This window comes from Neobacillus cucumis, from assembly GCF_016908975.1.
In the GTDB taxonomy this organism is placed as follows: domain Bacteria; phylum Bacillota; class Bacilli; order Bacillales; family Cytobacillaceae; genus Neobacillus; species Neobacillus cucumis.
Genome location: NZ_JAFBEX010000006.1, coordinates 281121 through 296679, shown reverse-complemented (window position 1 = coordinate 296679; position 15559 = coordinate 281121). Strand labels below are relative to the sequence as shown.

Below are 15559 nucleotides of genomic sequence, written 5' to 3'. Positions count from 1 at the left end.
ACATTTTCATCAAATTTAAGACGGAATGTCACCTTTTTTTATTAGCTCAAAATGAAAAGTTAAAAAAACGTAAGTTTTTCAGTGCCCTCCGCTTTTGCGCCGAGGAGGCTCCCCGGCACGCCCGCGGAAAGCGAACGCCTGGAGCGGAAATCAACAAATACTACCTACAACCACTCTCATAAAAATTTAATAGAGTTTTATAGATTTACTAGTTTAAGATTCTCGCCTTTTGTCCAAAATGAAACTATCGAAGGGCAAAGGGGTTGTGCTAAGATGAGAAGCAAAATACTAGTGTGGGGATACTTAGTCATTTTATCATTGGGTACAATGTTGAACTTATATATGCCAAAAACAGAAGCAGCACAAAAAGAATCAATTGTCATTCCAGGGCAAGCAATCCGCCTTAGGATATTAGCAAATAGTGATTTTGAAGAAGACCAAGCGCTTAAACGCAAGGTGCGTGACGCGGTCAACGCCCATATCACGCTTTGGGTTCAGGACTTAACTTCCATGAAGGAAGCGAAGAAGGTCATTAACGCCAAGCTTCCCGAAATTCAGAACATCGCTGAACAAGTAGTTCAAGAACAAGGTTCCAAGCAATCCGTTAAGGTCGAGTTTGGAAAAGTTCAGTTTCCAACCAAATTATATGGTCAATATTTATATCCTGCTGGCGAATACCAAGCGATTTTGATTACATTAGGCAAAGGCGAAGGAGCAAATTGGTGGTGTGTTTTATACCCGCCGTTATGCTTTCTTGATTTTTCAAATGGGGTTGCCGTAAGCGATGGCTTTGAGGATAAGCATGTCGCAAAAGCAGAAACAGTAAAAGAAAAAGTTTCCCAGGAGGAAGAGGCTGCGCCTGCTCCTACTGTGGAAAAACAAAGTGAGACCGAGCCAAGCAAACAAGCGGAAAAACAAGCCGAATCAAGCATGCAAGTTCAACCAGTAGAAGAAGACCAGCCTGAACAAGTAATCCAAGAGCCGAAATATTCAGAAGAAGTAGTAGAAAAAACGGCCGTTGAAGATAAAGTAGAAAAGCAAGTGGTAGATCAAAAAGAGATGAAAACGAAAGTAGAAAAACATTCAGTAGAAAAAGCGAAAAAGACCAAGAAAGCACCTGTTTACACAGCGAAAGATGAAGAGCCTGTAAAAGTAAAGTTTTTCGTAGTAGAAATGTGGGAGAAAATGTTTGACTAAACCAATCCAGCCCCCGGATTGGTTTTTTATTTGCTTAGAATAGTTGCACTTTTTTCTGCCCTAATTAATAAAAGTACTCTGTTAAAAATATTGTTGATATTTATATTTTTATACTCTGTTGATTGGAGCGGAGGGTGCTCGACTCCTGCGGGAGTACGGGGCCGAGGAGGCTTCCCGGCTCGCCCGCGGAAAGCGAGCACCTGGAGCGGAAATCAACAACCCACTTACAACGCCTATTAAAAAATTCAAACCGCCTGTTCTATAATCTCTAGTCTTTCATAGTAATAGAGTAGAATCTTTTAAAAGAGGTGGATAGAATGCAAGCACTTATACGAAAAGCGAATCAAAACGATTTGGAAAATCTACGAGCATTTCTAATAAAAGCCAACCTTGGGACAGATGGACTAACCAAAGAAACGATCGACTATTTTCTTCTATTAGAAAATAAGGACGGAACCATTTGCGGTTCGCTTGGCATGGAGGCATTTAACGAAAACGGCATGCTGCGCTCGTTGGTTGTTTCCCCTGGACAAGCGGATAAAGAAATCTTTGTCCTATTTGATCAAATGATCCAACTAGCAAAAGAAAAAGGGATGAAAAGCTTGTTTTTGGCAACAAATAAAAAGGTGGCTCTTGCCTTTTTCGAATTAATGGGCTTTCAACCAATCGAGCGGAAAGCGTTACCCACAGAATTTGATAACTCTGAGCACATTCGACACGTTTTAAATGTGGATAACTCATTATTTTTGAAATTTACTTTATAACTGTGGATTAGTCGGTAAAGTTATCCACTTTTTCAAGGAAGTTATACACAATTTGTGGATAAAACTTGTATTTATACCCACCTTCTTTTATACTTGCAAACGTACTAGGTGAACAAATAGGAGTTTTCCGTGTAAATTCGCCAAAATTCGATAAAAGTTTCGACATCAATAAAGGTGGATAACTATGAACACAAATGTCTGGAAAGTGGATAAATATGTGGATAATCTCGAAAATAATCCACAGGTTGTGGATGCAGCCAATTTTTTAAGAGAAAATGAACTTGTCGCCCTGCCGACAGAGACCGTTTATGGCCTTGGCGGCAATGCCGAAAGTGATGAAGCTGTGGCAAAAATCTTTGCAGCGAAAGGAAGGCCTGGGGATAATCCATTAATTATTCACATTGCCGAACGCCAACAGCTTAATAGATTTGTAACGGAGGTACCGCCCTCTGCAGCCAAACTGATGGATGCATTTTGGCCCGGACCGTTAACAATTATTTTTAAAAAGAAAGAAGGCGCTCTGTCAGAGAAGGCAACGGCTGGACTCGAGACGGTTGCGGTTAGAATGCCGGATCATCCGGTGGCGCTCGCGTTGTTGAAAACCTGTGGACTGCCGATCGCCGCTCCAAGTGCAAATAGTTCTGGAAAGCCGAGCCCAACGAAGGCTGAGCATGTATTGGATGATTTAAATGGCAAAATCGCTGGTGTACTGGACGGCGGGGCCACAGGAGTTGGCGTCGAATCGACCGTCATCGATTGCACGGGAACCCTCCCTGTGATTCTGCGTCCGGGCGGCGTGACAAAAGAACAGCTTGAGGAAGTTATCGGGAAAGTTTGGGAAGACGCGGCCTTAAAGGATCAGTCTGCACGTCCAAAATCACCAGGGATGAAATACACCCATTATGCGCCGAATGCACCGCTTTTTATGGTGTCAGGCACTAGGGAGTTTTTGCAAACATTAGTAGAAGAGAAGCGGGGAGAAGGGCTCCGGGTTGGGGTGTTAACCACCGAGGAGAACGAAAGCTTTTATGAAGCGGAGCTTGTGCTAGCTTGTGGCAGACGGGCTGAGATTGAGACAGTGGCTGCTTCTCTCTATGATACATTACGAAGCTTCAACCAGGGGAAGGTAGATATTATTTTTAGTGAGATTTTCCCAAATGAGGGCGTCGGACATGCTATCATGAACCGGCTGGAAAAAGCAGCAGGACATAAGCTGATCAGCGAATAGCACTCGATTCTCCTTTTAGGAGGCTCGGTGCTTTTTTTGTTGGCGTTAAACGTATCTAATAAACCCATCCACCTCATCCTGAGAGTATCAATTGTTGAGCCCCCCGTATTCTAGTGCGTTTTAAAGCCTTTCGAAAGAGCCCCAATCCCTTTTATCTTTCTCGCTTCTATTTCCGCTTGGACGTGCATAGGCTAGGATAGTTAGTCCAAGGGGGCGGAATTGCATGTCAGAAATGATTGGCGAACTTATCACACTCATAATCATGGCCTTGGCACTTGGAATGGATGCCTTCTCGGTCGGGCTTGGTATGGGGATGTACAATTTGCGGTTGAAAAGAATATTTTATATCGGCTTAACCATCGGCTTATTCCATGTATTGATGCCGCTCTTAGGCCTTTTAGCAGGTAAATTCCTATCTGAAAAATTCGGCACGTTTGCGACCATCATCGGTGGTTTGCTCCTCATTGTTCTTGGTGTGCAAATGATTTTGTCAACATTGAAAAAGGAAGAATCAAAAGCAATCACACCAGCAGGCTTCGGCTTACTGTTATTTGGGTTAAGCGTGAGTCTTGACAGTTTTTCAGTTGGTTTGACACTAGGCATCTACGGGGCCAAAACGTTTATGGTTCTTTTCTGCTTTGGAATTGTGGCTGCTGTGCAGACATGGGCAGGCTTGCTGCTTGGACGAAAGGTTCAAGGATGGCTTGGAACCTATAGCGAGGCATTGGGTGGAACGATTCTCCTTGGGTTCGGTTTAAAGCTGCTGAGTCAATTTTGGTAAAGAGATGCGCTGAAATCTTTAAAAACGACTTCTACATATGCTAGACTAAAATCAATCCAAAGCGGTACTTGCTTCTCCCGGCTGAAGTATTTTTTTTTAAAAAAAAGGACCAGTGTGGCGTGCGCGAACTTAGGTTCATTTTCAAAAAAGTGGGTTGTACAGCCAAATTCGAGGGAAAATTAGATGGAAGGGGGGAGAATCGATTGCGGCGTATTTTGTTTGTTTGTACAGGGAATACATGCAGAAGTCCGATGGCGGAGGCGATTTTGCGGAATAAAAAGATCGGTGATGTGGAGGTTCGGTCGGCGGGGATTTATGCGGCAATTGGCAGTGAGGCATCGGCCCACGCGAAGCAGGTACTTGCTGACAATCAGGTTCCGCACAATCATCGTTCACAAATGGTTACATTGGAGACGGTCGATTGGGCAGACCTTATTTTAACGATGACGGGTTCTCATAAATGGGCGATTCAGCAGCAGTTTCCACACGCGGGGGCGAAGGTATATACGTTGAAGGAATATAGCGGTGAACTTGGATCTCCGGATGTGGTGGACCCCTATGGCGGCAGTCTTGCGGTCTATGAGGAGACTTATGATGAGTTGGAGAGATTAATTGTGAAGGCGATGGAAAAATTTCAAGACTAGTATGTTGGAATGGTTTGACGTTTTTTGAAAAAACTAAGTGATAGTGTAAGGTTAAGCTCTCTTATCGTAAGAGGGCTATTGTTTTGGAGTCAACTTCCCGCTTTGTAGGGGGCGGGAAGTTTCTGCTTTAAATTTTTTGGGCAGTGTGTCAAAATGATAACAGAATATTCCCACACAAGTAGTCGCTTGGATGGGAACATGTAGAGTATTCGGTGAGAAGAAATTGGAAGGAACGATATAGGAGGAGTTAACATGAAAGTAGCTTTAGCATCAGATCATGGCGGCGTCAATATTCGGAAGGAAATTGCGAAATTATTGGAAGAATTGAATATTGAATACGTCGATTTTGGCTGTGATTGTGAAACATCCGTTGATTTTCCGGATTATGCCCTGCCTGTGGCGGAAAAAGTAGCAAATGGTGAATTTGACCGCGGTATTTTGATTTGTGGTACAGGGATTGGGATGAGCATTGCGGCTAATAAGGTCAAAGGGATTCGCTGTGCCCTTGTGCATGATACGTTCAGCGCTCGGGCAACGCGGGCCCATAATGATTCAAATATGCTGGCGATGGGCGAGCGCGTAATCGGACCAGGGCTTGCACGCGATATTGCGCAGATTTGGCTGACAGGAGAATTCGAAGGCGGCCGTCATACGAACCGAATTGGCAAAATCTCTGAGTACGAAAATAAGCACCTCTGAAAGAAGGGAATCGCTTATGATTCAAGAATGGGAAAATGAATTAGCGGAAATATTAAAGGAATTCCAAGAACAAGCAGGGCTCAAAGCAGGACAGCTGTTTGTCGTTGGCTGCAGCACGAGTGAAGTCATGGGCGAACGAATTGGCACTTCAGGAACAGTCGAAGTGGCCGAAATGATTTTCCGGCAGCTGAAGGAGTTTCAAGCGGAAACGGGTGTGTATCTTGCTTTTCAATGCTGTGAGCACTTAAACCGCGCGTTGGTCATGGAACGTGCCGCGGCGGTGCGGCGAGGCTATGAAGAGGTTACGGTTGTTCCAGTTCGCAAAGCGGGTGGGGCGATGGCTACCCATGCGTTTGCAGGGTTGGAAGAACCTGTTGTGGTGGAATTCGTGAAGGCGGAGGCAGGTATAGACATTGGACAAACATTGATCGGCATGCATCTCAAGCATGTTGCCGTTCCGGTCCGCGTCCAACAAAAAACGGTCGGACATGCCCTCGTCACTCTGGCAAAATCCCGCCCAAAACTAATCGGCGGCGCCCGCGCCGTCTACGACTGTGGTGCCTGACACCATTTGTAACATTTCCACAATTTGCATGATTGTTCGGTTATAAATGGTGTCAGACACCATTTATACTATTTTTATAGAGTTTAGGGTGGCAAAATCCGAAAGATATGTTAGAATGAAGAAGGAATTTTCGATTTTGAATTTTAATTTTAATTGTGTTAAACATATAAGGGGGATTTAGGATGAAGCATTTGTCTCAAGCGGACGAGCAGGTTTTTCAAGCGATTCAACAGGAATTAGGACGTCAACGTTCAAAAATTGAATTAATTGCATCAGAAAACTTTGTAAGTGAAGCAGTCATGGAAGCACAAGGTTCGGTATTAACAAATAAGTATGCAGAAGGCTACCCAGGACGCCGTTATTATGGCGGTTGTGAGTATGTGGATGTAGTGGAAGATTTGGCCCGCGATCGTGCAAAACAAATTTTCGGTGCTGAATACGTTAACGTTCAGCCGCATTCAGGAGCACAAGCCAACATGGCTGTTTACTTCACCATCCTCGAGCAAGGCGATACGGTTCTAGGAATGAACTTATCTCACGGCGGACACTTAACACACGGAAGCCCAGTAAACTTCAGTGGTATTCAATATAACTTCGTTGAATATGGTGTTGACGAAACGACTCACCGCATCAATTATGATGATGTACGTGAAAAAGCTCTTGCTCATAAGCCAAAGTTAATCGTAGCAGGTGCGAGTGCTTACCCTCGTGCTATCGACTTTGCGAAATTCCGTGAGATTGCGGACGAAGTAGGAGCTTACTTAATGGTCGATATGGCTCACATCGCTGGTCTTGTTGCAGCAGGCTTGCACCAAAACCCAGTGCCATACGCTGATTTTGTAACAACTACTACTCACAAGACATTACGTGGACCTCGCGGCGGTATGATCCTATGCAAAGAAGAATTTGGTAAGAAGATTGATAAATCGATCTTCCCTGGCATTCAAGGCGGTCCGCTTATGCACGTTATTGGAGCGAAAGCTGTTGCCTTTGGTGAAGCATTGCAAGATAGCTTTAAAGAATATGCTGCTAATATTATCGCGAATGCAAGCCGTTTAGCTGAAAGTCTACAAAAAGAAGGCTTAAAGCTTGTATCGGGCGGTACAGATAATCACTTGCTATTAGTTGATGTGACAAGCCTTGGTTTAACTGGTAAGATTGCAGAACATGTGTTGGATGAAGTCGGCATTACCGTTAATAAAAACACCATTCCATTTGACCAAAATAGCCCATTTGTAACAAGCGGTGTCCGTATCGGTACTGCGGCGGTTACAAGCCGTGGTTTTGGTTTAGAAGATATGGATGAAATTGCGTCTATCATCGCTTTCACATTGAAAAATCATGAAGACGAAGCACAGCTTGCAGTAGCACGCGAACGCGTTGAAGCATTAACGAGCAAATTCGTTTTATACCCAGAATATTAATATATGGTTCGGCCCTCGCCTTTTGGTGGGGGTTTTTTATACGTAAATTTGGACAGGAATACTGGGAAAAATCAAGGCAGTATAGGGTTAGCGAGAAAAAGTAGTCTGGAGTGCAGTCTCTGAATAAATGTCACATAATATTCGAAATCTAAAGCTTACTAGACTTACTTAGTATTTCGGGAAAATTCACTCAATTTAGGCTTCTTACGTCGAAAGATAATGGGTTGCTCTATAGGTCTTTTTTCTGTAAAATGAGACGATGATTAATTTAAAGAAGGGGCGATTAATGTGGCAAAGGTATACGTTTTCGACCACCCGCTAATCCAGCATAAACTAACTTACATACGTGATAAAAATACAGGGACCAAAGAATTCCGCGAGCTTGTGGATGAGGTTGCAACTTTAATGGCATTTGAAATTACAAGGGATATGCCGCTTGAAGATATCGATATTGAAACTCCAGTTTGTCCGGCGAAATCAAAGGTCCTTTCTGGTAAAAAGATTGGGATCGTACCGATTCTCCGCGCCGGTATCGGAATGGTGGATGGTGTGTTAAAATTAATCCCAGCCGCGAAGGTGGGCCATGTCGGTTTATACCGTGACCCTGAAACTTTGCAGCCGGTGGAGTATTACATTAAGCTGCCTAGCGATGTGGAGGAGCGCGATTTTATCGTTGTGGATCCGATGCTTGCAACGGGCGGTTCCGCTGTTGAAGCCATTCGCTCCCTGAAAAAGCGCGGAGCTAAGAATATTAAGTTCATGTGCTTAATTGCTGCCCCTGAAGGTGTGGAAGCTGTTAAGGCTGCCCACCCGGATGTTGATATTTATATCGCCGCTTTAGATGAAAAACTAAATGACCACGGTTATATCGTCCCAGGACTAGGGGATGCAGGAGACCGGTTGTTTGGAACGAAATAATGGAAAGTCGAGCTGAGGAAGCTCGGCTTTTTAGTTGTGTGGGGATTGGACGGGGGGTGGCTGGTTGGGTATAAGTGATAAAAGGTCCGATGTTGCTGCAAAATGAGCCAATCCTGTGGGAGAATGAGCCATTGAACGGCAAAAATGAGCCAATACTTGAAAAAAATGAGCCAATTCGACTGGAAAATGAGCCAATCCGGAAAAAGCGAGGCATGATAGGTCTTTTTACTCGGTTGCCCAATTGGGTATGAATGGTAAAAAGTCCAATGTTGCCGAAAAATGAGCCAATCCTGTGGGAGAATGAGCCAATGAACGGCAAAAATGAGCCAATACTTGAAAAAATGAGCCAATCCGGAAGAAGCGAGGCATGATAGGTCATTTTACCGAGTTGCCCAATTGGGTATGAATGGTAAAAAGTCCAATGTTGCTGAAAAATGAGCCAATCCTGTGGGAGAATGAGCCATTGAACGGCAAAAATGAGCCAATACTTGAAAAAAATGAGCCAATTCGACTGGAAAATGAACCAATCCGGAAAAAGCGAGGCATGACTGGTCTTTTTACTGGGTTGCCCAATTGGGTGTAATTGATAAAAAATCCAATGTTGCCGAAAAATGAGCCAATGTTCTTCCCAAATCAGCCAATCCCCCTCACGCCACCTCAATACAAAAAAACGTTCACAGAGTATTCCCAATTAATAAGCAGGAATTTCCACAAAAATAAGGAAAATTAAGAGGGGAAATCCCAATTTAAGGAGGAAAAACAGATGATACTAAATGAAAGACCGATTCCCATCCCATTATTACAGCGCGAAGCTCTGCTGAGAAGATTACCCAAGACTCATTCCAGATACCATGATATCGAAAAAGAACTTATTAATTGGAAAACAGGCTACTCCGGAGAGAAAAATGTGGATTACTACTTAAGCTACCTGCCAGACGATCAGTATCGGATTATGAATGACCTTCGTTTGAAAAATAAAAACACCTTCCAAATCGACACACTCATTATGTCGCAAATATTTGGCTTAGTTTTAGAAATAAAAAACATAACTGGGACATTATTTTTTGATCAAAATACGAATGGTGTAATAAGAAGGTATAAAGAGATAGAGGAAGGAATCTCTAACCCGCTAACACAGGCAAAACGACACCGAAGTCAATTAATGCAATGGAACTTGGCGCATAAACTAAAACCCATTCCGATTGAGTACTTAGTTGTATTTAGCCGAAATTCAACCATCCTTAAAACAAACCCGGGAAATGAGCATATCTTCAAACATATGATTTATGCCGAAAATTTAGAGGAAAAGGTCGCTCAGATTTCCGAAAAATATCAAAATCCGCTTCTAAAAGGCAGAGCACTTACCCAAGCCTGTGACTATCTATTATCCCAAAGAATTCCCTCCTACCCCGATATCCTCAAAACCTATAGTATTCCCAAATCTGATATCCGACCCGGTGTTCCATGTCCTAAGTGTCAAGCACTTCCAATGATAAGAGTCTCTGCCGCATGGTATTGTTCCATTTGTAAGACGTACTCTAAAAATGCACATCTCATTGCAGTGAAGGACTTTTTCTTATTAATGAACGTTCCCTTAACCGTAAGAGACTTTCAGGGATTTTTAATAATTGAGCAGCGTGGTGTCGCGAAATACCTTCTTCACACCCTCCATCTTCCGGCAGACGGAAACAGCAAACGAGCAGCCCAATACTTTCTCCCACCAGACTGCATACTTTCCCTGTTCTAAGAAAACGCTATGAGGAAAAAGGGGAATCCGGCAATGAAATGGCTGTTATCAATCCTGCTAACCATCCAAACCTCCACCGTACTCATCCATCCACCGATACCAAAAACGACACAGGTTGCGATTGTGGTCCTGAAACAACCGCAGTCCGATCAAGAAATCAACCGTATGGTTAACACCTATAAAGACATTAAACTGCGCCGTATTTTCCGGGAAGCCCTAAATGGTTTTTCCATCGAAGGCAGCCCAGATACGATTGCAAAGCTTAGCCAGCAAGAACGCATCCTTACGGTTTCGCCTGTCACCAAATACCAAGCTGAAACCGAAAAAAGCGTCAAAATCATTGGTGGGGATGAGGTTCGCGGCATTTTTGACGAAGACAACCATCGCCTCACTGGCAAAGGCATTACGGTGGGCATCATTGATACGGGAGTCGACTATACCCACCCTGATTTAAAAAGAAACTATGCCGGCGGGCACGACCTCGTGGACAATGACCGAGACCCGATGGAAACACTCGCCGTCGGCAAAGCAACCATCCACGGCACCCATGTGGCCGGCATCATTGCAGCCAATGGAAAAATAAAAGGCGTAGCCCCGGATGCAAAAATTGTGGCCTACCGCGCGCTGGGACCAGGCGGAGGCGGAACGACTGAACAGGTGCTCGCTGCCATCGAGCAGGCAATCAAAGATAAAGTCGATGTCGTCAATCTTTCCCTCGGAAATGAAATCAACGGACCGGACCTTCCCATCTCGCTTGCGTTAAACCGTGCCGTCGACAAAGGCATCGTTGCCGTCGCAGCCTCTGGTAATTCGGGGCCTGATGTCTGGTCGGTCGGTTCACCTGGCACCGCCTCTAAGGCGATTTCCGTTGGGGCCTCAACACCGACAATGGAAATACCTTCCTTAATAATAGTAGGAAGCCGGGAAAAGATGCGGATTCAGCCGATGGATGGCTCAGGCAACTGGGCACTTGACCGCTCGCTTGAACTCGTTGACGGGGGGATTGGTCGAAAAGAGGACCTCCAACATGTTCAAGGCAAAATGGTGCTGATCAAGCGGGGCACCATTACATTTTCCGAGAAGGCTAAAAACGCCTATGAAGCGGGGGCTAAAGCCGTATTAATCTATAACAATTTGAGCGGGAGCTTCATGGGAAACGTCGATACTCCTATGACCATCCCAGTCGGAGCACTCTCTAAGGGTGACGGAGTTATTTTACAAAAAAAATTAATGAACCAAAGTGTGGCTGCACGGGTGTTGGTTACGGAGGAGCAGGACCGGCTCGCAGACTTCAGTTCGCGCGGTCCTGTGACGGGGACGTGGGAGATTAAACCGGACTTGGTTGCACCGGGAGTGGCCATCAATTCGACGATTCCGGGTGGTTATTTATCCTTGCAAGGGACAAGTATGGCGGCACCGCATGTAGCGGGTGCGTGTGCATTAGTGAAGCAGGCACACCCGGACTGGACGCCGGCGCAGATTAAAGCGGCACTGATGAATACCGCGAAACCGATCGGGCCGGGTCCGGAAGATAAGTACCATACGTATGAGCAGGGGGCAGGCCGGATTCAAGTAGCTGATGCAATCCGGTCTACGTCGCTCGTTACGCCGAGCAGCCTTCGCTTCGGGAAGTATATTGAGCACGGTGACAGCCATACGGCCGTGTTAAAGGTTGAAAATACAAGTAGGAAGACACAGCGGTATTCATTTCAGATTCCGCACAAGGTTGAAGGGGTCAGCTGGCGGTTTCCGTTATCATTTACTCTTGAACCTGGCAAGTCGAAGGAGCTTAACGTCGAACTGACGATTGAGCCGCAGGTGTTTAAAAGGAAAATCCATGATGGCTTCCTCGTGCTTGAAGCAGGAGGGGACCGAATTCAAATCCCTTACTTGTATGTACTAGAAGAACCTGGATATCCTAGAGTCATGGGCTTTGATTTTGCTTATGGTGATAGACCGGGGGAATATCGTTATGAAGTCTACCTTCCGGGGGGCGCTGAGGAGTTTGGTATTGCGCTTTTTAACCCCGAAAGTTACCGGTTTGTCGGATTTTTAGATAGTGAAACAAATGTGAAAAAGGGACAGCTTCGTAGGATTATTAAGCAGGAACAGCTCCCGGCAACAGGTACGTATCTTGTTAAGGTTTTTGCGAAAAAAGCTGGAAAAGAGGATTTTATTGAGAGGATGATAACGATTGAAAAATTGGATGAATCGTTTTCACGGCTGGGGTCAAGATGACGCTCCAGCCTTTTTAATTAAAAAAACCTGAACACTGAGTCCGTTTACAAGTCTTATTTTTGGAGAGGTTGATAATCTTTTATGAGAATTAGATTAAAATTGGATTAAAAGTTCACAAAATAGACACATTTCAGCCTAAAAATTTTCAAAATTTACAATACAATAAAAGTATTGACTATGGGTTCTAAAAGAGGGAAAATCCTTACATGATTGTGGTATATTTCACGTAAAGTCATTGACATTGGAGGGTGCCTATTGTATGCTTACAAAGGGTATGCATGGTAGGGTTTTCATTAAAATTTCATTTGACATGAAACAAGTTATCAGCTTTCCTAAAATAACTTTTAGTCCGCTACTCATTCTCTGACGGAGAGGATGATTTAAATTATGAAGAAGGACCGCAATCCATTAAAAGCTTATGCTCTAATGACCGCAATCGTTGCCCAATTAGTGGGATGCATTCTTGTGGGCATTTTTGCTGGCCAATGGCTGGATCATCACTTTAGCACAGATCCAATTTTCTTAATAGTCGGACTTCTGATAGGATTGGCATCTGGGACGTATTCCATGCTGCGATCAATCCGAAACTACTTTTCAGGAGATTAATTCGTAATGACAGAATTTAAAGAAACGTATAAGCGGACTTGCAAATGGATGTTCTATTTAATGGCTTTCTATGTCTTAGGCTGGGGTTTTACTTCCTATCAAAGAGTCTTTATGGGCTTACTTCTTGGAACAGCGTGTAGTCTGATCATCTTAGTGATGCTGTACATAAAAATGAACAAGTTTGATAAGTCGGTCACAAGTGGAAAAAAATTACGCTCACTCGGCTCTACAGCCAGATTGGCAATGGCGGCAATTGCCGTTATGGTTGCTTTAAGATGGCCGCATAATTTCGAAATAGTTGGTGTAGTATTGGGACTAATGACAAATTACATTGTCATTACGATATATTATGTGTTTTATTCATTTTATATTAGAAAACAAAACTAGGAAGTGAGGTGAAGTAGCATGCATGCTCCAATCGTTGAATTTATGGGTCTTTATTTTAATTTAGCAAACATACTTATGATCACAGTTGCCAGTGTCATAGTATTTATTATTGCTTTGATTTCCACAAGAAACTTGGCAATGAAACCGACAGGAATGCAGAATTTCCTGGAATGGGTAATGGATTTTGTAAAAGGGATTATCAACAGCATGATGGATTGGCAGGATGGTGGCAGGTTTCACATCCTTGGGATCACTTTAATCCTGTATATTTTCGTGTCAAATATGCTTGGTCTTCCATTTTTAATTACTGTTAATGAACAAGAATGGTGGCGCTCGCCAACATCTGACCCAACAGTTACACTGACATTAGCCGTAATGGTTGTGGTACTTTCTCATTTCTATGGTATTAAATTAAAGGGAGTAAAAGGATATGGACAAGGATTCTTTCAACCACTTCCATTCTTATTCCCATTAAAAATTATTGAGGAATTTGCCAATGCCTTAACACTTGGTCTGCGTCTTTATGGAAATATTTACGCGGGTGAATTGTTACTTACGCTTTTAACCGGAGGCTTAGCGTCAACCGGAATTATTGGTGCAATAGCGGCAGTGCCGTTAACGTTTATTTGGCTGGGATTCTCATTGTTTGTCAGCACCATCCAAGCGTATATTTTCACGATGCTGACAATGGTTTATATGGCCCATAAAGTAAGCAGTGATCACTAAGATATTCATGTTCATTTCATGAGCAAAATATAAAAAACTTTATTTATACAATTTTAAGGAGGAACTTTATAATGAATCTTATAGCAGCAGCAATTGCAGCAGGATTAGCAGCAGTAGGTGCAGGTATCGGTAATGGTCTTGTCGCAGGTCGTATGGTTGAGGGGATTGCCCGCCAACCAGAAGCACGTGGAATGCTTTTAACAAACATGTTTATCGGTATTGCGTTAGTTGAGGCATTACCAATTATAGGTGTAGTTGTAGCGTTCATGGTTTTAAATCGCTAATATTGAAAGACTCCAAATGGCGAAGTGAATGTCAAGAAAACCTTCGCCATTCGTTTATGTTTGTTTTATCACATGATTGTTTTCCTTATGTAAAGCAACTCTTGAAAGGAGTGAACCCAGGGTGTTAACAAGCAGTTTAGTACTGGCTACAGCGGCAGAAGGCAGCGGCCACATTAATACTGGAGATATCTTCTTCCAGCTCATCGTATTTATCATTTTGTTAGCAGTGCTCAAGAAAGTTGCATGGGGTCCATTAATGGGCATTATGAAACAACGTGAAGAGCATATTGCGAATGAAATTACTGAGGCTGAAAACAGCCGTTTAGAAGCAAAAAAACTAATAGAAGAGCAGCGTAACCTTTTAAAAGAAGCACGTAATGATGCGCAGAATTTAATCGAAAATGCGAAGAAGCAAGGCGATGTTCAGCGTGAAGAAATCATTGCAACGGCTCGCGCGGAAGCAGAACGCTTGAAAGAATCTGCCAAGCTTGAAATTGAGCAGCAAAAGGAAAAAGCGGTTGCCGCTATTCGCGAACAGGTTGCTTCCTTGTCTGTGTTAATTGCTTCTAAAGTAATTGAAAAGGAATTAACGGCTGCAGACCAAGATGCACTGATTAACGAATATATTAAAGAGGCAGGAGAAGGACGATGAGCAACACAATGGTAGCCAAACGCTACGCGTCCGCTCTTTTTCAAATTGCAAATGAACAGCAGATTCTAAGTCAAGTAGAAGAGGACCTTCGTGTAGTTAAGGAAGTCTTGGAATACAATCCTGATTTAAAAGCTGTTCTTAAATCTTCCAAACTTACAATTGATAAGAAAAAAGAGATTGTGAAAAATGCTTTTGTATCAGTGAATGTGTATGTTCTTAATACGCTTTTGATCTTAATCGATCGCCATCGTGAAGATCAAATTGTTGAAGTTACTGACCAGTTTCTAGATTTGGCAAATGAAGCGAAGGGTATTGCTGATGCAGAAGTGTACAGCGCACGTGAATTAACGGATGCTGAACGCGAGGCATTATCTACGACATTTGCTGCGAAAATTGGCAAAAAATCACTAAATATCGAAAATATCGTCGATTCCAATCTGCTTGGCGGCATCCGCCTTCGCATCGGAAATCGAATTTATGACGGCTCTCTGCGCGGAAAGCTAGACCGTTTAGAACGTAAATTATTAAGTTAACAAGAAAAGCGGAAGCGACCGTTTAGCGCACGACAGGACTGGAGCACTTCAACCGAGATAATGGAAACACGATGAGCGTAAGCGAATCGATGTTGACTTATCGTAGGGCGAAGAGCGAAGTCGTCTCGCCGCTGGGAGCTGTAGCTGGACAATTCTAATAGTGAAC

20 protein-coding genes are annotated in these 15559 nt (G+C 43.6%); all 20 read left to right on the top strand.

From position 1 onward, the window contains the following. A partial coding sequence (locus JOC76_RS10360; protein ID WP_205177520.1) for a hypothetical protein occupies window positions 1-182 on the top strand: 182 nt, incomplete at its 5' end. A 91-nt stretch (window positions 183-273) separates the two neighbouring features. Further along, window positions 274-1197: a stage II sporulation protein R gene (gene spoIIR, locus JOC76_RS10355; protein WP_205177519.1), complete on the top strand. Its 924-nt coding sequence runs from the start codon at window positions 274-276 to the stop codon at window positions 1195-1197. Window positions 1198-1514: 317 nt separating this feature from the next. Continuing rightward, window positions 1515-1961: a GNAT family N-acetyltransferase gene (locus JOC76_RS10350; protein WP_205177518.1), complete on the top strand. Its 447-nt coding sequence runs from the start codon at window positions 1515-1517 to the stop codon at window positions 1959-1961. Between the two features lie 184 nt (window positions 1962-2145). Further along, complete coding sequence (locus JOC76_RS10345; RefSeq protein WP_205177517.1) at window positions 2146-3189, top strand: L-threonylcarbamoyladenylate synthase; 1044 nt, start codon at window positions 2146-2148, stop codon at window positions 3187-3189. 223 nt (window positions 3190-3412) lie between these two features. Further along, window positions 3413-3970, top strand: coding sequence for a manganese efflux pump MntP (locus JOC76_RS10340; protein ID WP_205177516.1), 558 nt, complete (start codon window positions 3413-3415; stop codon window positions 3968-3970). Between the two features lie 203 nt (window positions 3971-4173). After that, the gene (locus tag JOC76_RS10335; protein WP_205177515.1) at window positions 4174-4614 is read left to right on the top strand and encodes a low molecular weight protein arginine phosphatase; all 441 of its coding nucleotides are present in this window, start codon (window positions 4174-4176) and stop codon (window positions 4612-4614) included. A gap of 252 nt (window positions 4615-4866) precedes the next feature. After that, window positions 4867-5313 (top strand): ribose 5-phosphate isomerase B, encoded by a 447-nt coding sequence (gene rpiB / locus JOC76_RS10330; RefSeq protein ID WP_205177514.1) that lies wholly within the window; start codon window positions 4867-4869, stop codon window positions 5311-5313. 16 nt (window positions 5314-5329) lie between these two features. Next, window positions 5330-5878, top strand: a complete 549-nt coding sequence (locus JOC76_RS10325; protein WP_205177513.1) for a TIGR01440 family protein — start codon at window positions 5330-5332, stop codon at window positions 5876-5878. A gap of 182 nt (window positions 5879-6060) precedes the next feature. Next, complete coding sequence (glyA, locus tag JOC76_RS10320; protein WP_205177512.1) at window positions 6061-7302, top strand: serine hydroxymethyltransferase; 1242 nt, start codon at window positions 6061-6063, stop codon at window positions 7300-7302. Window positions 7303-7590: 288 nt separating this feature from the next. Further along, a complete protein-coding gene (upp, locus tag JOC76_RS10315) occupies window positions 7591-8220 on the top strand; it encodes a uracil phosphoribosyltransferase (RefSeq protein ID WP_205177511.1) in 630 nt (209 codons plus the stop codon). A 74-nt stretch (window positions 8221-8294) separates the two neighbouring features. Further along, on the top strand, window positions 8295-8471 hold the full coding sequence (locus JOC76_RS10310; protein WP_205177510.1) for a hypothetical protein: 177 nt from the start codon (window positions 8295-8297) through the stop codon (window positions 8469-8471). 155 nt (window positions 8472-8626) lie between these two features. Then, the gene (locus tag JOC76_RS10305) at window positions 8627-8803 is read left to right on the top strand and encodes a hypothetical protein (protein ID WP_205177509.1); all 177 of its coding nucleotides are present in this window, start codon (window positions 8627-8629) and stop codon (window positions 8801-8803) included. Between the two features lie 180 nt (window positions 8804-8983). Next, entirely contained in the window at window positions 8984-9967 is a 984-nt protein-coding gene (locus JOC76_RS10300) for a nuclease-related domain-containing protein (RefSeq protein WP_205177508.1), read from the top strand. A 33-nt stretch (window positions 9968-10000) separates the two neighbouring features. After that, window positions 10001-12205: a S8 family serine peptidase gene (locus JOC76_RS10295; RefSeq protein WP_205177507.1), complete on the top strand. Its 2205-nt coding sequence runs from the start codon at window positions 10001-10003 to the stop codon at window positions 12203-12205. Window positions 12206-12589: 384 nt separating this feature from the next. Further along, complete coding sequence (locus JOC76_RS10290; RefSeq protein WP_205177540.1) at window positions 12590-12811, top strand: AtpZ/AtpI family protein; 222 nt, start codon at window positions 12590-12592, stop codon at window positions 12809-12811. A 6-nt stretch (window positions 12812-12817) separates the two neighbouring features. Continuing rightward, window positions 12818-13198, top strand: a complete 381-nt coding sequence (locus JOC76_RS10285) for an ATP synthase subunit I (protein WP_205177506.1) — start codon at window positions 12818-12820, stop codon at window positions 13196-13198. A gap of 18 nt (window positions 13199-13216) precedes the next feature. Beyond that, window positions 13217-13924, top strand: coding sequence for a F0F1 ATP synthase subunit A (gene atpB / locus JOC76_RS10280; protein ID WP_205177505.1), 708 nt, complete (start codon window positions 13217-13219; stop codon window positions 13922-13924). 71 nt (window positions 13925-13995) lie between these two features. Continuing rightward, window positions 13996-14208: a F0F1 ATP synthase subunit C gene (atpE, locus tag JOC76_RS10275; protein WP_205177504.1), complete on the top strand. Its 213-nt coding sequence runs from the start codon at window positions 13996-13998 to the stop codon at window positions 14206-14208. A 121-nt stretch (window positions 14209-14329) separates the two neighbouring features. Further along, window positions 14330-14860 (top strand): F0F1 ATP synthase subunit B, encoded by a 531-nt coding sequence (gene atpF / locus JOC76_RS10270; RefSeq protein WP_205177503.1) that lies wholly within the window; start codon window positions 14330-14332, stop codon window positions 14858-14860. Next, complete coding sequence (locus JOC76_RS10265) at window positions 14857-15393, top strand: F0F1 ATP synthase subunit delta (protein WP_205177502.1); 537 nt, start codon at window positions 14857-14859, stop codon at window positions 15391-15393. Before atpF ends, JOC76_RS10265 begins: the two co-directional genes overlap by 4 nt. Window positions 15394-15559 lie beyond the last annotated feature (166 nt).